Annotated in this window: 19 protein-coding genes; 6 read left to right on the top strand and 13 right to left on the bottom strand. The window is 55.7% G+C overall.

Annotated features, from left to right (window positions below; genetic code table 11):
- Positions 1-62: 62 nt before the first annotated feature.
- Positions 63-710 carry an AAA family ATPase gene (locus tag G5137_RS17770; protein ID WP_216952274.1) on the top strand — a complete coding sequence of 216 codons (648 nt, stop codon included), beginning with the start codon at positions 63-65 and terminating at the stop codon, positions 708-710.
- A gap of 1 nt (position 711) precedes the next feature.
- Positions 712-1,080 carry a CopG family transcriptional regulator gene (locus tag G5137_RS17765; protein WP_421206330.1) on the top strand — a complete coding sequence of 123 codons (369 nt, stop codon included), beginning with the start codon at positions 712-714 and terminating at the stop codon, positions 1,078-1,080.
- Positions 1,081-1,814: 734 nt separating this feature from the next.
- On the opposite strand, the gene hemN is transcribed toward G5137_RS17765, so the two are convergent.
- The 4 genes from hemN to G5137_RS17745 all read right to left on the bottom strand — a co-directional run bounded on the left by hemN (position 1,815) and on the right by G5137_RS17745 (position 5,713).
- Positions 1,815-3,188, bottom strand: a complete 1,374-nt coding sequence (gene hemN / locus G5137_RS17760; RefSeq protein WP_204384669.1) for an oxygen-independent coproporphyrinogen III oxidase — start codon at positions 3,186-3,188, stop codon at positions 1,815-1,817.
- A 31-nt stretch (positions 3,189-3,219) separates the two neighbouring features.
- Complete coding sequence (locus G5137_RS17755) at positions 3,220-3,660, bottom strand: DUF2489 domain-containing protein (RefSeq protein WP_216954465.1); 441 nt, start codon at positions 3,658-3,660, stop codon at positions 3,220-3,222.
- Positions 3,661-3,671: 11 nt separating this feature from the next.
- A complete protein-coding gene (gene yihI / locus G5137_RS17750) occupies positions 3,672-4,259 on the bottom strand; it encodes a Der GTPase-activating protein YihI (protein WP_421206328.1) in 588 nt (195 codons plus the stop codon).
- An 836-nt stretch (positions 4,260-5,095) separates the two neighbouring features.
- Complete coding sequence (locus tag G5137_RS17745; protein WP_005339710.1) at positions 5,096-5,713, bottom strand: c-type cytochrome; 618 nt, start codon at positions 5,711-5,713, stop codon at positions 5,096-5,098.
- A gap of 142 nt (positions 5,714-5,855) precedes the next feature.
- Between G5137_RS17745 and yihA the strand changes: the two genes are divergently transcribed.
- A complete protein-coding gene (yihA, locus tag G5137_RS17740) occupies positions 5,856-6,512 on the top strand; it encodes a ribosome biogenesis GTP-binding protein YihA/YsxC (RefSeq protein WP_216952281.1) in 657 nt (218 codons plus the stop codon).
- 776 nt (positions 6,513-7,288) lie between these two features.
- Here yihA and G5137_RS17735 read toward each other — a convergent pair.
- The 9 genes from G5137_RS17735 to G5137_RS17695 all read right to left on the bottom strand — a co-directional run bounded on the left by G5137_RS17735 (position 7,289) and on the right by G5137_RS17695 (position 14,056).
- A complete protein-coding gene (locus G5137_RS17735; protein ID WP_005357522.1) occupies positions 7,289-7,549 on the bottom strand; it encodes a DUF1488 domain-containing protein in 261 nt (86 codons plus the stop codon).
- On the bottom strand, positions 7,546-8,367 hold the full coding sequence (gene aroE, locus G5137_RS17730) for a shikimate dehydrogenase (protein ID WP_270905537.1): 822 nt from the start codon (positions 8,365-8,367) through the stop codon (positions 7,546-7,548). The genes G5137_RS17735 and aroE overlap by 4 nt, the downstream gene beginning before the upstream one ends.
- A 103-nt stretch (positions 8,368-8,470) precedes the next feature.
- Positions 8,471-9,379: an oxygen-dependent coproporphyrinogen oxidase gene (gene hemF, locus G5137_RS17725; RefSeq protein WP_005357520.1), complete on the bottom strand. Its 909-nt coding sequence runs from the start codon at positions 9,377-9,379 to the stop codon at positions 8,471-8,473.
- A gap of 112 nt (positions 9,380-9,491) precedes the next feature.
- Complete coding sequence (locus G5137_RS17720; RefSeq protein WP_421255741.1) at positions 9,492-10,052, bottom strand: L-threonylcarbamoyladenylate synthase; 561 nt, start codon at positions 10,050-10,052, stop codon at positions 9,492-9,494.
- Between the two features lie 135 nt (positions 10,053-10,187).
- Positions 10,188-10,691: a 5-(carboxyamino)imidazole ribonucleotide mutase gene (gene purE, locus G5137_RS17715; RefSeq protein ID WP_421255740.1), complete on the bottom strand. Its 504-nt coding sequence runs from the start codon at positions 10,689-10,691 to the stop codon at positions 10,188-10,190.
- A 74-nt stretch (positions 10,692-10,765) separates the two neighbouring features.
- Positions 10,766-11,323, bottom strand: a complete 558-nt coding sequence (locus G5137_RS17710) for a topoisomerase DNA-binding C4 zinc finger domain-containing protein (RefSeq protein WP_421255739.1) — start codon at positions 11,321-11,323, stop codon at positions 10,766-10,768.
- A 55-nt stretch (positions 11,324-11,378) separates the two neighbouring features.
- Positions 11,379-11,852 (bottom strand): DUF494 family protein, encoded by a 474-nt coding sequence (locus G5137_RS17705; RefSeq protein WP_005339699.1) that lies wholly within the window; start codon positions 11,850-11,852, stop codon positions 11,379-11,381.
- Positions 11,845-12,960, bottom strand: coding sequence for a DNA-processing protein DprA (dprA, locus tag G5137_RS17700; protein WP_421255738.1), 1,116 nt, complete (start codon positions 12,958-12,960; stop codon positions 11,845-11,847). Before dprA ends, G5137_RS17705 begins: the two co-directional genes overlap by 8 nt.
- 1 nt (position 12,961) lies before the next feature.
- Entirely contained in the window at positions 12,962-14,056 is a 1,095-nt protein-coding gene (locus G5137_RS17695) for a LysM peptidoglycan-binding domain-containing protein (protein WP_421255737.1), read from the bottom strand.
- Between the two features lie 108 nt (positions 14,057-14,164).
- Here G5137_RS17695 and def point away from each other — a divergent pair, with 108 nt between their 5' ends.
- Genes def through rsmB form a run of 3 tightly spaced genes read left to right on the top strand, consistent with a single transcriptional unit; the run spans position 14,165 to position 16,987 of the window.
- Positions 14,165-14,677 carry a peptide deformylase gene (gene def, locus G5137_RS17690; protein WP_216952294.1) on the top strand — a complete coding sequence of 171 codons (513 nt, stop codon included), beginning with the start codon at positions 14,165-14,167 and terminating at the stop codon, positions 14,675-14,677.
- 12 nt (positions 14,678-14,689) lie between these two features.
- Positions 14,690-15,634, top strand: coding sequence for a methionyl-tRNA formyltransferase (fmt, locus tag G5137_RS17685; protein WP_421206319.1), 945 nt, complete (start codon positions 14,690-14,692; stop codon positions 15,632-15,634).
- 60 nt (positions 15,635-15,694) lie between these two features.
- A complete protein-coding gene (rsmB, locus tag G5137_RS17680; RefSeq protein ID WP_421255736.1) occupies positions 15,695-16,987 on the top strand; it encodes a 16S rRNA (cytosine(967)-C(5))-methyltransferase RsmB in 1,293 nt (430 codons plus the stop codon).
- Positions 16,988-17,060: the final 73 nt, after the last annotated feature.

Genomic DNA, 17,060 nt, shown 5'->3' with positions numbered 1-17,060 from the left:
TGTGATGAGCCAACCCCCTCCTATACTGAAATCAACGGTTTTCTCATGGATAGGGGAACGTCATGATCTTGTTGGTCGGTGGGGAGAAGGGTGGCAGTGGCAAGAGCTGCCTGGCGCAAAATCTGGCGGTCTACCTCAGATCCCAATTTCAGGGAGAGGTGTTACTGGTCGACTGCGACCCGCAACGCACTACCTCGGACTGGATTCAGGAACGCAATGACAACCCGGATCTGCCACAAATCAACTGCGTTCAGCTCTATGGCAATATTCGCAACGATCTGCTTAGCCTGAAAAATCGCTATGACTACGTCATCGTCGATTGCGGCGGGCAAGACAACCGGGCACTGCGCTCCACCATGGCTGTCGCCACCCACGCCCTGATCCCCTTGCGCCCGAAACGCCGCGACCTCAAGACCCTACCCCACATGGAAGATCTGATCACCACCTGCAAGATGGTCAATCCGACCCTCAATGCAGCCGTTGTATTGACCCAATGTCCATCTTTGCCCAATCAGGTAAAGCGGATTCTCGAGGCCAAAGAGGTATGTGCCTCGTTCGGAGTCGACGTACTGAATTCCATCACCTATGGCCGCAACGTCTACGACGATAGTGAGGAAAAGGGATTATCGGTGATGGAGATAGAACCGGATGGCAAATCTGCCGAAGAGATCCGGGCCATCGCCAAAGAGTTCCTGAAAGTGGGGGTATGAGATGGGCTTGGCGGACCTGAAGAAAAAGCATCAGCTGCATCACCAGAAGAAGTTCACTGTCGATGAATTTATCGAAGATGCTGAGTTCTACGCCAAGGGTAAACCCAAGGTGGTCAGCCTTGAGTTGACTCTGCATAGGGATGAAGCCTTGTCGGCACTGGCCTTTATCGAGAGTGGTGAGCATCTGAAGCCCAGCTACAAAAAAGCCACCTTCTCCATGAGTACAGTGGCCATCGATGAGCTGGGTAATCTGACCCAACAAGACGGCATGAACAAGTCCCTGCTACTGCGTCTCTTTACCCACTACTTCTCTTCGCTCACCCCTGAAGAGCGCCAGACCATCTATGAGCGCCTCAACCAGCACCTATAAATACCCCATTAACTGCTCTTTTCCTGCCATCACACCCACATTGGGTGATCACCATCAGAGCACAGAATCTGTTTCCAAAGTAACCAAAATTCCGTGTAAGAGATCCGCCATTCCACATGTAAGCCAAAAGCCGAAAAGATCCTCGAGATAATCGGAAGATAGGATCTTAAAACATGAAGGCGACTAACTTAACTCCATGTTTATAAATGAATAAATAGAAACACACCGTTTTCGAAAGCGTTAATAACAAAAACGTTTTCCAATCTGGCGTTGTAGCTGGTTAGAAAATCCTTATAGTTACTCATGCACGGACGCAATGAAGTCGGTCAGGAAGACTGGCTGCCAGGGTTGGGCAAATGGACTCACCACAGGATGTGGTAAAGGACACCTCCCGGGACGGAGAAAGTGCGACGGGACAGGATGACTCGTCAGGCCAAGATGGCTAAAGGACACCCCAAAGGATTGGGAAGGGGAAACCTAAAGGAAGAGGTAAACAGTCAGGGATTGCAGGGAGCAACTTCGTTCAAGGATCTGAGCGATACGACTACCGGGGGCGACGCAAGTCGCCCCCATCTTTTTAGCTGCGTTTCACCGACCATTGCTTGATTCCCAATTGCTTGCCTCAGCGCAGAGACTTCTTACCAGAACCTTCGCGACCCGCAGCCTAAGCAAAAATACATATGAAAGGGGCGCCACGATAGCGCCCTTCTCTGTTCTCTAATCGGCAAACAAGCTTATATCACGCGAGAGAACTGTTGCTGGCGCGCCTTGTTGCGCAAGTACACGTCGAAACACATGCAGATATTGCGGATCAGCAGCTGCCCCGTGGAGGATACCTCCAGACCATCCTCCGTCATACGCACCAATCCATCGTTGATGAAGGTCTGCAGCAGCTTGAGATCGTCGGCAAAATACTCTCTGAAATTGAGACCGTGCGCCTGCTCGACAGACGCAAAGTTCAGACGGAAATCACAGATAAGCCGCTTGATCACCTCACGGCGGATCAGGTCATCCTGATTGAGCGAGCAGCCTTTCCACTGGGCATGACCCAGCTCTGCAACCTGTGCGTAATAGGTCTTGAGCTCTTTCTGGTTCTGGGAGTAGGCATCACCGATCATGCTGATGGAGGAGACCCCCAGCCCCAGCAGATCGCAATCACCTTGAGTGGTATAGCCCTGGAAATTGCGGTGCAGCTTGCCCTCGCGCTGCGCCACCGCCAGCTCGTCATCGGGTTTGGCAAAATGGTCCATGCCGATGAACTGGTAACCCTGACCAGTGAGGAAGGCGATGGTGTCCTGCAGCATGGCCAGCTTCTCCTGCGGAGCAGGCATGTCGTCTTCTTTCAGCTTGCGCTGGGCGGCAAAGCGGCTCGGCAAGTGGGCATAGTTGAAGATGGAAAGGCGCGCCGGATCCGTCTTGAGCACCTCTTCCAACGTATGGTGGAAGCTGGCACGATCCTGATGCGGCAGGCCATAGATAAGGTCGAGGTTGGTCGAGCGGAAACCCAGTTCTCTGGCCCGTTCCAACATGGCTTTAATAAAGTCGTTGTCCTGCTCGCGGTTGACCGCAACCTGCACATCCTTGTTGAAGTCCTGCACCCCAAGGCTGATGCGGTTGAAGCCGACGTCTCGCAGCACATCCAGCATGGTAATGGCAATCTCACGCGGATCGACCTCGATGCTGAACTCCCCCTCTTCGGCGAAATGGAAGTGCTCACGCAGCATGGCCATCAGACGGCGCGTTTGCGCTTCATCCAGATAGGTGGGTGTACCGCCCCCCCAGTGCAGCTGGGTAACCAGACGATGCTTGAAGAGCGGGGCTTGCGCCTTGATCTCCTGCTCCAGGTAGTCGAGATACTCGTCAGCCTTGTGCTGATGACGGGTAATGACCTTGTTGCAGCCGCAGTAGTAGCAGAGCTTGTGACAGAAAGGGATATGCACGTAGAGCGACAGATTGCGCTCGGGATACTGGCCGGCTGCGCGGACAAAATCCGGATAGCCGAAGCTCTCGTTGAACTCCAGCGCAGTGGGATAAGAGGTGTATCGCGGGCCACTGTAGTTATATTTTTCGATCAGGGCCTGATCCCACACAATCTGTTCTGCTTGCACGCTCGCTTCCTCTCTTGTTGTTATTGTTGGCTCACCGACCTAACTGAAAATCCTTCAGCTGGGCCACATCCTTGAGGATCTGAGCCTCCAGCTCGGCCTCGTAGCCGCTTCGTTCGAGATCCATCTTCATCACTTCATTGCGCTTGAGGGCACGTCTGGCTTCATGAGTCGGCATATCTTTCACCTTCTCATACAGCCCGTACAGACCCGGGAACTCGGCAACGAACGCTCGCCCCCCCTTGATCTGCAACGCATCCAGCAGATTGGTCAGCCGAATGGCGCCTTCGGAGTAATCGCACTGCCCCTCCCGCACCGCATGGGCAATGACCCGCACGCTCTCCAGAATTCGTTCATTGCGAGCGGTAATCGCCTGCCACTGCATCGCTTGCTGTCGTCTCAGCCTGGCCAGCAGCATGCCTGCATAGATGGCCAACCCTGACAAAATCAGGCCGCCCAACAGGGCGGCCAGCATCCATCCACTCATCACTTTTTCTTCGGCTCAGGCTTGGGTTCCGGCTTGAAATCGACCTGGTTGAAACGGTCCCACAACTCCTCTTCGGAGGCTGGTTTCTGCTCGTCGAACTCGGCGTCATCGCCATCATCAAACGGCAGATCATCATCTTCATCATCGTCGTTGTCGATGATGCCCAGCTCATCCATCAGCTCCTGATAACGGTCGACGCGCTGATCAACCCAGGCCTGCTCGGCCGCTTCCAGGGTTTCACCGGCATCCAGACGATCCAGCAGATCATTCAAGCGGTCATCGTTTTCGATAGAAGCCAGTTCCTGCTCGGGCGTCATCACCAGCTTCTTCTCTTTCACCGCCTTGGGGGCTGTCGGCTTCTTCTGTTTGTCATCCACCACCAGTACCACCGGCTTGCGGGAACCGATACGCGGATCTTTGGACTGGCTGTTGCCAGACTTGCTCTTCGGCTGTTCAACTTGCTGACGAGAACCAGCCTTCAGGCCTTTGCGCTTGGCAGCCCGTTTACGCTCACGGCCTTCTTGAGCACTGACATCAGATTCTTTGCGCTTGCCAGTAGGCTTGCGAGTGGGTTGTTTGGCAGACATGAATGGCTAACTCCGAAAATAACTGGTTTGACCCGTACCCGGGATGATTTCACCCGGTGGGATACGATGCGAGGAACAGTAAGGCTGGAACAAGAGCAGGATCCCGCACCAATCAGGCCCAATCAGGCCACTGAACACCGCAGGATCGGTATCCTCTGGGCATGTTGCTGGTATTTTGACACAGAATGGCTAATCGGGTTAATGACCCAAAAGAAAAAAGGCAGCCGAAGCTGCCTTGATATGTTCATGCGTGCGCCATCCTGAATGGCAAAACAGTCTGTTTCGTCCTCTCCATGACAACTTGTCGCCGCATCATATCGTTGTGTGGTCATCCTGACCTTATATTGGTCGTTCCTGAATGTGCGTGTGCCTGTTTGACCCGTCTCGACCGCATCCTGCCATCGTGCCGGGGAGTCTGCATCCCGCAACCCCATCCCGCTCCGGAGATGGTCACCATCCTGATCCTTCAATCCTTTGCCAGCTCATCCGAGCCCATGGCATCCCGCCACGCCAGCCATCCTCTGCTCACAACACCCTGTCGTGAAACCGTCACCCAATCCGTGGGTGAATCCATTAAGCCTACTGTACCAACTCTATAAAGCGGCTCAATCCACTCAAAACATTCTCAACATGTCGAAAAATATCAATATTTATATAATTCACTGATAAATAATGATTATTTAATATTTTATGCAATTTTATGAGCCTTGGCCTGCCTTGAGAATGGGAGATCTCTTACAGAACGGGGGGATTAAACCGAGAATTATCTGAAAGCCATAAAAACAACAGGGAGCCCAGGCTCCCCGTTTCAACTCAAATCGACCGTATCGACTATATCAGTGCAGACCCGCCACATATTTGGAGAGGGCTTCGATATCCTGATCAGTCAGTTTCTTGGCAACATCCCGCATCATGCCATTCGGATCGTTGTCACGCGTCCCGGCACGGAATGCGGTGAGCTGAGCCTTGATATAGGCAGGATGCTGGCCGGACAGGTTGGGATACTTCGCCTGTTCGACACCCGAGCCACGAGGACCATGGCAAGCCGTACAAGCTGCCAGACCGCGACTCATGTCACCACCCATATAGAGAGCCTTGCCCGCTTCGACCACGTCGTCAGGGACAGCGATAGGGGTAACCTTCAGGCTGGAGAAATAAGCCGCCAGGTCATCCATGTCCTGTTCCGACAAAGGTAACGCCATCGGCCCCATCACTGGCGCAACCCGGCCAATTTGACCAGAAGCGGCAGCCTTCAGTTCAACTAACTGCTTTTTGATATATGATGCGTGCTGACCAGCAATTTTGGGGTACATATCAACCAGGCTGTTTCCGTCCGGTCCATGACAAGCCGCACAAACGGCAGCCTTGGTCTGTCCCGCAGCGGCATCGCCCTTGGCTTGTGCCATCCCCGTTACGCCAACCATCAGAGCAAGAGTAATGACTAGGTTCTTCATGGCGTTCCAACTTTTCGTTATTAGGCTTCCAGATCCCATGCCGCTGAAGGCATGTTAAAATAAACGCGTTTAAGCGACGCTATTTTACACCATTTTACAAAAAAGTAACTCTATAACCCTCTATCTCCATGGGGAATTTACGTTGGAAACACAAACTCTGAATTTCAATAAGGTGCATTTTGTGACCAGCGCACCCGACATCCGTCACCTGCCAAATGATGGGGGTGTCGAGATCGCGTTTGCCGGCCGTTCCAACGCCGGTAAGTCATCTGCATTGAACACCTTAACCAAACACAAGAACCTGGCGCGCACCAGTAAGACACCCGGTCGTACCCAGCTGATCAACCTGTTTGAGCTGGAACCGGGCAAGCGTCTGGTCGACTTGCCGGGTTATGGTTATGCGCAAGTTCCGCTGGAAATGAAGCTCAAGTGGCAAAAGTCACTGGCAGAGTATCTGCAGCGCCGTGAGTCATTGAAAGGTCTGGTGATCCTGATGGACATCCGCCATCCGCTCAAAGATACCGACATGAACATGCTGGAGTGGAGCTCGCACCGTCAGCTGCCCGTCATGCTACTGCTGACCAAGGCTGACAAACTGAGCCCCGGCCCGCGCAACAACCAGGTGATCAAGGTGCGCCAGGCCGTTGCCAACCTCGGTTCCCAGATCCAGGTCGAAGCGTTCTCCTCCCTCACCAATATCGGTGTGGAGAAGCTGGCGCAAACCCTGACCGAATGGTACGTCAGTGGTGACGATACCGACCTGCTGAACGCTGACGAACAGCAACCTGCCGAGGAGTAATCTACTCCTCGCTCTCCTTGCAATTGGCGGAGCACTCCTCCGCTGATTGAAAGGGTTTCAGATTGTCGCTTTCACCTGCCTCACGACAAACACCCCGTATTCAGCTCCCTTGCTATATCCATTACCGCTTACAGTTCATATAGATAGGCAGTTAATTCACATAAATAATTAACTTAAGTAGGCGTTGATAGCGTTTTCAAATTCGTTCTTTCAAAACGAACAATAATTACAAAAAGAGACAAAAATGAAATTTAATTACAAAACCTAACCGAAAGGGATAAAAATGAGGCCGGACGACAGTGATGCCATCCAGCCTGAAATAATAAGTTCAAAAAATTGGGAAGAAGCTGAATCTTGAGTACCAGACGACAGGTATTCCTCAAGAAGCAGCCTCATTCTATCAAATGCATCGCCAATTTAAAGCATTTACTCTAAATGATGCGCATAAAAAAACACCCCGACGAGAACCTCATCGGGGCAGCTATTCAGCCACATTCAATTACGTGAAATAAAAGGTCTGAAAGATAGAACATCTTACCTCTGTACCCTACGCAGACAACTGTACAGCAAAGCAGCAGAAAGTGAAAGTAATTTATGTAATTTAGTTTCACAACTTACAGATTAAGAAAAAATCTTTTATTTTCATATAGATAAAAAAATCCCCAGTACGAATACCGGGGAGTTATAAAGGTGACTAGCTAGCACTTCCTCAACTATCTAGTTAGTCAGCGCCATTTCAAAGTAGTTCCGCTACAAAACAAAAAAACTTTAAAAAATCAGAGGTAGATAGCGCCATCCTCAGCAAACTCTTGTTCTTCAATGAGTTTTTCAGCCATGTCTTCAATATCAAAACGTACACTTTCGAAGGCTCTGACGATGTCATCCTCTCTCGTCAGCGCCAGACCTGTCATTCTCTCCAGTCGCCGATGGCTGATGTAACAATCTATCAGCGCCCCCATCTGCTGGGCAGGAAAACGCACCCGCTGTTCGTCAGCCTGCCACTCCATCAGGTCGGGAAACAGAATACCCTGGTTCATATCACCCCCAAGTTACGCTTCAACTCTCTCAATACCTGTTTAGTCCCGGGACGAATTCCGCGCCACACGGTAAACGCTTCGGCGGCCTGTTCCACCAGCATGCCGAGTCCATCCATGGTTTGACGAGCCCCATGCTGTTTGGCCCAACTGATAAAAGCCGTATCCGAGGCGCCATACATCATGTCGTAGATGGCAATATCAGTGTGGATCAGGGCTGGGGCCAACGGCGGCAGCTCTCCTTGCAGGCTGGCGGAGGTAGAGTTGATGACGAGATCGAATGGCCCTGCCAACTGCTCATAGGTCTGAGCAGTCACAGGCCCCAGATCGTGGAATTCGGCAGCCAACTGTTGCGCTTTTGTGTGGGTACGGTTGGCGATCACCAGCTCGCTCGGCAACTCAGCCAGCAGCGGCGCCAATGCACCGCGAGCAGCGCCACCGGCACCCAGCAGCAGGATCCGGCTATCCGCCAGCGTCACACCATGGGACTTGAGATCGGCGACCAATCCGGCGCCATCGGTATTATCCCCCAGCAACACGCCATCATCGGTCAGCTTGATGGTATTGACCGCACCCGCCCGCTTGGCCCTCGGGCTCAAGCGATCGACCAGAGTGAATGCCTGCTCCTTGAAGGGAACGGTGACATTGCATCCCTTGCCCCCTTGGGCAAAGAAGGTGCGCAGGGCTTGGGCAAACTCGTCGACGGCGGGTTCAGCCAGCCCATACTCCAGCTCTTGCTGGGTTTGTCTGGCAAACAGGGTGTGAATGAAGGGGGACTTGCTGTGGCGCACCGGGTGGCCAAAAACCAGATAACGATCCATCAAAGAGTTCCATCAGAGGGCAATATTCCGATTTAACGGGTTTTCGCACTCGGGAACAAGCCGAATAACGGCCAGTAAAAAGGGACCATCATGGTCCCTCTGGTCACAGCCACTCTCGCGGCGTGAGGTAATCGGTGTAGAGCAAGGCTTCAGGAGTGCCCGCCTCCGGCTGCCAGTCATACTCCCAACGTGCCAGCGGTGGCATCGACATCAGGATCGACTCGGTACGTCCGCCGGTCTGCAGCCCGAACAGGGTGCCACGGTCATACACCAGATTGAACTCCACATAACGGCCGCGACGATAGAGCTGGAACTCCCGCTCCCGCTCGCCATAGGGCAGCGCCTTGCGTCGTTCGATGATCGGCAGGTAAGCATCAAGATATCCCCGACCTACCGCCTGCATAAAGGCAAAGCAGTCGGCAAAAGGCCAGCGATTCAGATCGTCGAAGAAGAGGCCGCCCACCCCTCGCGTCTCGTTGCGGTGCTTGAGGAAGAAGTAGCGATCGCACCAGGATTTGAACTCGGGGTAGATCTCATCACCGAACGGCTGGCAGAGATCACGGGAGACCTGATGCCAGTGCTGGACATCCTCGGCAAACGGATAGAAGGGCGTCAAATCGAAGCCACCGCCAAACCACCAAATGGGCTCTTCGCCTTCCTTCTCGGCGATGAAGAAACGGACGTTGGCGTGGCTGGTCGGCACATAGGGGTTGTGCGGATGGATCACCAGCGACACGCCCATCGCCTCGAACTTGCGACCGGCCAACTCTGGCCGATGTGCTGTAGCAGAGGCAGGCATGGCATCGCCATACACATGGGAGAAGTTGACGCCCCCCTGCTCGATCACCGCGCCGTGGCGCAGCACGCGGGTGCGTCCGCCACCACCGCCTTCACGGCTCCAGGCATCTTCCACAAAGTGTCCACTGCCATCGGCCTGCTCCAGACCACGGCAGATCTCGTCCTGCAACTGCAACAGGAAGGCCTTGACCTGGGCCACATCCGGTTTGCTCATCTTGTCTCCAGTCAGGCAGGATCGTGAACGCCCTGTCCATTTTTATAGTTAAATCAATCCGATGAGCTCACCGCTCAGCGGATTGATAGCAAATCATGACGTATCCGCCTGCTCAGGAGGGGCGAATAATGGCGCCGGTTCGGGCGTCCTTGATCTCGGATGGGTTAGCTTGACCACCCACTTCACCGGGCAGGATATAGGCTAACTTGCTTGCCAGCCGCTCACCGATATCAGCCACCCGACGGGCAGGCTCCTCACCGGTCAGGTTGGCGCTGGTAGAGACCAGCGGCTTGCCAAAGGCGCGACACAGCGCCTGCACCTGAGGATGAGCCGTCACGCGTACCGCGATGGTCTCGAACTGCCCGGTCAGCCAGGCCGGCGTCGTTGCACGGGCAGGCATGATCCAGGTAAAAGGACCGGGCCAGCTGGCTTCAACCAGAGCCTGTTGCTCACCACTAAGCTGACTCAGATCGATGTAATCCTGCAATTGCGCCACGTCGGCAGCAATCAGGATCAACCCTTTCTCTACCGGACGCTGTTTGATGGCCAGCAGTCGCTGCACCGCCACTTCGGAGTCGGGATCACAACCCAGACCAAACACAGCCTCGGTCGCATAGGCAATCACCCCTTCCTGCTGGAGGGCGGCAACCGCCTGTTCAAATTCATTTGGCATAGGAAAAATGCGGCAGCCAGGCTGCCGCCTCGTCACTTAGTAGCAAGTTGAATCCATACGGCGGCGACCACAACAAAGTGACGTTTTGCTGTAGCACAGGAAAAATACGACACATCCGGATCGCCACCCGTTCACTTACTTGAGTTGAGCCTGCAGGGCGGCATCCTTGGCCATCACCTCTTCGGCATTCTTCTGGCGTTCGGCCCGAACCTTGGCTGCCAGTTCATCATCGGCTACTGCCAGCATCTGGGCTGCCAGATAACCTGCGTTCTTGGCACCGGCTTTGCCGATCGCCACGGTCGCCACCGGTACACCACCCGGCATCTGCACGGTGGAGAGCAGCGCATCCAGCCCCTTGAGCGAGCCACCATCGATGGGCACCCCGATCACAGGACGAGTCGTGATGCCGGCTACGGCACCCGCCAGGTGCGCAGCCAGACCGGCAGCACAGATAAAGACCTTGCAGCCACGGGCCTCGGCATCGGTCACATACTGATGGGTCGCAGCCGGCGTGCGGTGCGCGGAGGTGACTTTGACTTCCACTGCGATATCAAATGACTTGAGCACCTCGAGGGTGCTCTGCATCACGGGGAAATCAGAATCAGAGCCCATCAATACGGCAACAAAGGGTTTATTCATGGTGGGAATTTCCTTACTCCAAGTGGGGGGGTGAAGTTCACCGAAAACGTTTCAATCCGGTTGCGGCGGCGGGATTATACCTGCTCACTTTGGTGGCCGCATTTCTTTTGCGGACAGACCCAACGCAGCGTTCCCCTCACTTTTTTCTCGACCATGATGCCCCAACCACACGCGGGACAAGGCATGGGGATCGGCTTGTAGTTCACCACATATTTGCAATGGGGATAGCCATCACAGGAGTAAAATTGCTTGCCGTAGCGGGAGGTCCGGCTCACCAGATGACCCTTGCCGCACTCGGGGCAGAGGATCTGGGTATCATCGCTCTCCTGCAGGGATTCGATGTGCTGACAGGCCGGATACTGAGTGCAGCCGACAAACAGACCGTAACGCCCCTTCTTGATCGCCAGCGGCTGTCCGCAATCGGGACAGGCAGAGCCTTCGAGCACCTTTTCGATGTCGCGGCCGGATGGCGTCAGGGAGCGAATGTAATCACAGGCAGGATAGGCAGAACAGCCGAGAAAGGGGCCATGTTTGCCCTGGCGGATCACCAGCTCGGCCCCGCACTGCGGGCACGGCTCGCGCTCGAAGGCATGTTCGTGGGCTGAAAAGAGGTGATGATCGATTTTTGACATGGGCCGCGCCTTGAAATCCAGATGGCCTGAATTCTACCAGCGCGGCACCGGACTGTCAGTGAATGACGCCGTCTGACTCATCAAACACCAGCTCTTCCATCTGCTGGTAGGCATTTTCACTGCCCGGTACGTTGAACAGCACCATCATGACGACCCACTTCAGGTCATCCAGCTCGATATCCGGTTTGTCCAACTCGAGCAGACGCTCGATACAGATCTCGCGGGTTTCGGCATTCAGTACCTGGGCCTGTTCCAGAAATAGCAGGAAGCCGCGGCACTCGGTGCTGAGGCGTGCTAGCTCTTGCGGAGCATAGATACGCATCGAGCCTTGCGCGCTGGCGGTGACATAGACCTCCCGCTCGCTGTCGTGCAGATTGGCCAGCCGCTCCAGCCAGTCGAGCGCCTTGTCGATCTCTTCTTTATCGAAACCGGCCCGGCTCAACTCGTCGGTGAGCTCATCCTGCTCGACCATCACATCTGCATCGCTGTGGATGTAGGTCTCGAAAAGGTACATCAATACATCAAACATGATTCGCCCTCCTCGCTCTGACGTATCCACCGGCTACCGCCATCACTGCACCGGCCAGCTCCAGCTCTACCAACCTGCCCAATACCACTTCGACAGGAAGCTGGGCCCGCTCGGCAACGGTATCCACGCTCGTGGTCTCATAATCTACGTTATCCAACAAATCGGCATAAGGCAATTCGCTATTATGCGGTTGCTCAGATGGTATGACCGACGGATGTGGCCGTGCGATCCACTCTGGCAGCTCTTCCACTATATCGGCCGCACTCAGCACAAGTTTGGCCCCCTGCTGAATTAATCTGTTGCACCCTATCGCCTGGGCGTTTTGCAGGGCACCGGGTACCGCAAACACTTCGCGCCCCTGCTCAAGCGCATAACGGGCGGTGATCAGCGAACCGCTCTGCTCGGTCGCCTCCACCACCAGAGTTCCCAGCGACAGACCACTGATAATACGGTTGCGACGAGGAAAATGTTCAGCCAGCGGTCCTTTATCCGGTGCCAGCTCGGAGATAAGCAAGCCACCGCTCTCCAGAATCTGGCCTGCCAGCCCCTGGTGGCGTTTGGGGTAGAGGCAATCCAGCCCGGAACCCAACACGGCAAGGGTGATACCGCCACAAGCCAGCGCTTGGTGATGGCAAACACCATCGATACCGAGCGCAAGACCCGAGGTGATGGCTAACCCGCATCCAACCAGCTCGCTACAGAGGCGGGAGGCATTATCTTTACCTGCATAGGTAGGATGGCGTGTCCCCACCATTGCCAGCTGGGGTAGCGACAGCGCAGCAAGATCGCCACGACAGTAGAGCAACAGGGGAGCTGCGGGAATTTCCCGCAACAAGGGTGGATAAATCGGGTGATCTTGCGGAATAAGGATATTGTCAGGCAAAGCGGCCCAAGCCAGGCTCTGCTCAACCACCGGCGAGGGCCAGCGCAGTTGCCTGACCTGCTCTGACGACAGCCCCATACCATACAGTTGCGCTTCATCGCTCTGAAACAGGGCATCAATCGAACCACCGCTCTGCTCCAGCAGTCGAACTGCGGTTACAGGGCCGATTCCGGTAACCGCATTGAGGGTTAACCAGAGCGCCAAGCGCTCATCGGGGTAGTTCACGTCAGAAGTGAGTGACCTGATAACCCGAGCTCACCATGTCCTTGCTCTGCATGATGAGGCCATAACTCAGCTTGTCATACACCTTGAACAACATGACGCGGGCAATAGCTTCAGAGGGCAGTGGTGCCTTCTGGTTGCCACTACTGTAGAACACCTTGTCGTAGACAGAGGAGAACTCCTTGTATTGCACTGCACCATTCTTGGTGACCAGCGCAACCCCCGGACGCCGAACATCGAGCACATCGCCCGCGGAGAGTTGATCCCTAGCGCCTTTGTTAATCAAGACCACATCAAACTTGCCCCCTCCCCTGGCTTTGCTCGGCAAGTCGATGATGTAGCCAGGGGTAATCGCCGGGGCAGCCTTGGGCATGAAAACCGCAGGCATGTTCTCCTGAGGGGGCAGCTCCATAATCTTGTCACCTTGCAATACTTCACGCTGGTTGTGGGTGAGAGTCACTTCGGTCCGATCACCATCCAGCAGCGCTACCGCACGCACCACGCCTGCAAAGATGGCCTCCTGACCCAAAAGCTCACCTGTCTCGCGATCCTTGTAGACCACCCCGGGATGATAGATGCCATACATCTTGCCCGGTATCAGAGCTCCCTGCACATAGAGGGTGTCCCCCTCAAGCATTCCAATGTGCTTTTCGTCGGAACCCAGCAAATAGGGCAGCATTTTCTGCTGCTGACTGTCGGCCAAAATATGGTCCGTCTGCAAAAAGGGACCTATCTCGCTGAAGGGCAGAGTAGGGATAGGATTTGCCTTGCTCTCATAACGGGTTTTCGGGCCGAGACGGATGACCTGTTTGTCCCCCTGCATCGCTTTGCCCAGCCGGGGCTCACCATTGACCCAGCTCAGGTGCAGCACGTCCCCTGGGTAGATCCAGTGCGGATTGGCAATCTGTGGATTGATGTTCCAGAGCCGGGGCCACAGCCATGGCTCAGAGAGATATTTGCCGGAGATATCCCACAGGGTATCGCCTTTTTGCACTACATAGCTTTCGGGATAACCCGCTTTCAACCTCAGCTGATCGGCCAGAGCAGCTTGGCTCATGGTCACCAGCAGGCAGGTGAGGATGGTTTGCTTCAGATACATAACACTCCCTGTTACCTCTGCGCGCAAAGTGTTGCTGTTTTTTGTCGGCGTAAATGACTAGAATTACGCCAATATTGACTGCATTTATACGAAACTAAAGAAAAAACTATGGCCATTCTAGATGTATTGCGTTTTCCCGATGAGCGTCTGCGTACTATCGCAGCCCCTGTCGAGACCTTTACACCCGAGTTACAACAAATTGTAGATGATATGTTCGAAACCATGTATGCGGAGGAAGGCATTGGCCTGGCCGCAACGCAGGTGGATATTCATCAACGCATCATAGTGATCGATGTCTCTGAAAACCGTGAAGATCCTCTGGTATTGATCAATCCGGAAGTGATCTCCCAGTGTGGCAGCACCGGCATTGAAGAGGGTTGTCTCTCCGTGCCTGGCAGCCGCGCTCTGGTACCGCGCGCTGAGCAGATCAAGATCCGCGCTCTGGATCGCCACGGCAAACCGTTCGAGCTGGAAGCGGACGACCTGCTCGCCATCTGTATCCAGCACGAGATGGACCACCTGATGGGCAAGTTGTTCGTGGATTACCTGTCCCCGCTCAAGCGCCAGCGCATTCGCCAGAAGCTGGAAAAGATGGCCCGTGAAGATCGCAAAGTCCTCTGAGGATCTGCCCCATTGAATAAGCTGAAACTGATTTTTGCCGGTACTCCCGACTTCGCCGCCCGTCACCTGGCGGCGTTGTTGTCTTCCGACCACGAGGTCGTTGCCGTTTATACCCAGCCCGACAAGCCCGCCGGCCGTGGCCAGAAGCTCACCGCCAGCCCGGTCAAAGAGCTGGCACTGGCCCACAACCTGCCGGTTTACCAGCCCGCTACCCTGCGCAAGGAAGAGGCGCAAGCCGAACTGGCCGCCCTTGGCGCAGACCTGATGGTCGTGGTGGCCTATGGCCTGATCCTGCCCAAGGCGGTACTCGATACCCCGCGTCTGGGCTGCATCAATGTGCATGGCTCCCTGCTGCCCCGCTGGCGTGGCGCGGCACCGATCCAGCGCTCAATCTGGGCGGGCGATAGCGAAACCGGCGTCACCATCATGCAGATGGATGTGGGGCTGGATACCGGCGCCATGATCCGCAAGGTAAGCTGCCCCATCGCCGCCGACGAGACCTCTGCCAGCCTCTATGACAAGCTGGCAGAGCTGGGTCCGCAGGCGCTGGTCGACACCATCGATGCCATGGCTGCCGGTGAAACCGCTGCCGAGGCGCAAGATGATGCGCTGGCCAACTACGCCGAAAAGCTCTCCAAGGAAGAGGCCCGCATCGACTGGTCGATGGAGGCTGTTGCCATCGAGCGCTGCATCCGCGCCTTCAATCCCTGGCCCATCAGTTGGTGCGAGGTCGCCGGCCAGACCATCAAGGTGTGGCAGGCCGAGGTCATCGAGCACGAACACGGCCAGAGTGCCGGTACCCTGCTCAAGGCCGACAAGCAGGGGATCGATATCGCCACCGGCAAGGGTGTGCTGCGCCTGCTGACCCTGCAACCGCCCGGCAAGAAGGCGATGTCCGTTTCGGATCTGCTCAACTCTCGCCGCGACTGGTTTGAACCCGGCACGCAATTGAATTGAACTGGATTGAATTGACACAAGCGGGGCCCAGGCCCCGACTTGCGCATCTAAGGTAACTCTATGAAAACACGTGCACAGGCCGCTCTCGTTATTCAACAGGTGCTGGATCAGGGTCAATCCCTCTCCGCTGTTCTGCCTGCTGCCCAGGAGAAGGTCGCGCCTCGCGATCGTGCTCTCCTGCAAGAACTCTGCTACGGCACCCTGCGCTGGCTGCCCCGCCTCGATGCGGCAGTCAACGAGATGATGGACAAGCCGCTCAAGAACAAGAGCCGCATTTTCCACTACCTCATCCTGGTCGGTCTCTATCAGCTCATCTACACCCGCATTCCGGCTCACGCCGCGGTGGCCGAGACCGTCAACGCCGTCAAACTGCTCAAAGGCACCTCACTGCGTGGCCTCATCAACGGCGTGCTGCGCAACTTCCAGCGCAGCGCCGAAGTCATTCTGCTGCGCATCGACCGCGTTCCCAGCATTCGCCTCGGTCATCCGGAGTGGCTCACCAAGCGCCTGCGTCAGGCCTATCACGATGAGTGGGAATTCATCATGGAGGCGAACAACCAACGCCCTCCCATGTGGATCCGCAACAACAGCCAGCGCCAGAGCCGCGATGCCATGCTGGCTCGCATGGCTGAAGTCGGCATCAATGCCGTGGCCGGTGAAGAGAGCGAGGATTGCATCCTGCTGGAGCGACCTTGCGATGTGACCAAGCTGCCCGGCTTCGAGGTCGGTGACTGCTCGGTACAGGATGGTGCCGCACAACAGGCCGCGGCACTGCTCGACCCACAACCGGGTGAGTGGGTACTGGATGCCTGCGCGGCACCCGGTGGCAAGACTGCCCACCTGCTGGAGCGTCAGCCCAAGCTGGCTGGCGTGGTCGCCGTCGATGCCGACGAAAACCGCCTCAAGCGAGTGCAGGAGAACCTGGACCGCATCGGCCTCACCGCCAAGGTGATCCATGGCGATGCCGCGGCACCGGAACAGTGGTGGCCGGAGGGTCAGTTCGACCGCATCCTGCTGGATGCCCCCTGCTCCGCCACCGGCGTCATCCGTCGCCATCCCGACATCAAGTGGTTGCGCCGTGATCAGGACATCCGCGAGCTGGCCGAGCTGCAGCGCCGTATTCTCAATGCCCTCTGGGGCAAGCTGAAAAGCGGTGGCACCCTGCTCTACGCTACCTGCTCCGTCCTGCCGGAAGAGAACCGCGAACAGATCCGTGCCTTCCTTGCCGCGACCAAAGATGCCAAATTGGTACCGCTGCACGAACATGACACCCCGGACTGCCCGGGCCGCCAGTTCCTGCCGGGTGAAGCCGAGATGGATGGCTTCTACTACGCCAAACTGGTCAAGCTCTGAGCCGGGCATGACAAACCTCATTCGGGAGAGCCGCCAGCTCCGTTCTGGCGCTCCCCTTTACTGCCTCAACGTG

The sequence above is a fragment of the Aeromonas sp. 600282 genome (assembly GCF_049175755.1).
In the GTDB taxonomy this organism is placed as follows: domain Bacteria; phylum Pseudomonadota; class Gammaproteobacteria; order Enterobacterales; family Aeromonadaceae; genus Aeromonas; species Aeromonas veronii_A.
This window is presented reverse-complemented; position numbering and strand designations above follow the sequence as displayed.

What these genes read in the sequence shown, in the direction of transcription:
- G5137_RS17695 (WP_421255737.1), bottom strand. Translation starts at nt 14,056, where the DNA reads ATGTATCTGAAGCAAACCATCCTCACCTGCCTGCTGGTGACCATGAGC.
- rsmB (WP_421255736.1), top strand. Translation starts at nt 15,695, where the DNA reads ATGAAAACACGTGCACAGGCCGCTCTCGTTATTCAACAGGTGCTGGAT.
- yihI (WP_421206328.1), bottom strand. Translation starts at nt 4,259, where the DNA reads ATGTCTGCCAAACAACCCACTCGCAAGCCTACTGGCAAGCGCAAAGAA.
- def (WP_216952294.1), top strand. Translation starts at nt 14,165, where the DNA reads ATGGCCATTCTAGATGTATTGCGTTTTCCCGATGAGCGTCTGCGTACT.
- hemF (WP_005357520.1), bottom strand. Translation starts at nt 9,379, where the DNA reads ATGAGCAAACCGGATGTGGCCCAGGTCAAGGCCTTCCTGTTGCAGTTG.
- purE (WP_421255740.1), bottom strand. Translation starts at nt 10,691, where the DNA reads ATGAATAAACCCTTTGTTGCCGTATTGATGGGCTCTGATTCTGATTTC.
- G5137_RS17710 (WP_421255739.1), bottom strand. Translation starts at nt 11,323, where the DNA reads ATGTCAAAAATCGATCATCACCTCTTTTCAGCCCACGAACATGCCTTC.
- G5137_RS17745 (WP_005339710.1), bottom strand. Translation starts at nt 5,713, where the DNA reads ATGAAGAACCTAGTCATTACTCTTGCTCTGATGGTTGGCGTAACGGGG.
- aroE (WP_270905537.1), bottom strand. Translation starts at nt 8,367, where the DNA reads ATGGATCGTTATCTGGTTTTTGGCCACCCGGTGCGCCACAGCAAGTCC.
- G5137_RS17720 (WP_421255741.1), bottom strand. Translation starts at nt 10,052, where the DNA reads ATGCCAAATGAATTTGAACAGGCGGTTGCCGCCCTCCAGCAGGAAGGG.
- G5137_RS17765 (WP_421206330.1), top strand. Translation starts at nt 712, where the DNA reads ATGGGCTTGGCGGACCTGAAGAAAAAGCATCAGCTGCATCACCAGAAG.
- G5137_RS17770 (WP_216952274.1), top strand. Translation starts at nt 63, where the DNA reads ATGATCTTGTTGGTCGGTGGGGAGAAGGGTGGCAGTGGCAAGAGCTGC.
- G5137_RS17755 (WP_216954465.1), bottom strand. Translation starts at nt 3,660, where the DNA reads ATGCTGGCCGCCCTGTTGGGCGGCCTGATTTTGTCAGGGTTGGCCATC.
- G5137_RS17735 (WP_005357522.1), bottom strand. Translation starts at nt 7,549, where the DNA reads ATGAACCAGGGTATTCTGTTTCCCGACCTGATGGAGTGGCAGGCTGAC.
- G5137_RS17705 (WP_005339699.1), bottom strand. Translation starts at nt 11,852, where the DNA reads ATGTTTGATGTATTGATGTACCTTTTCGAGACCTACATCCACAGCGAT.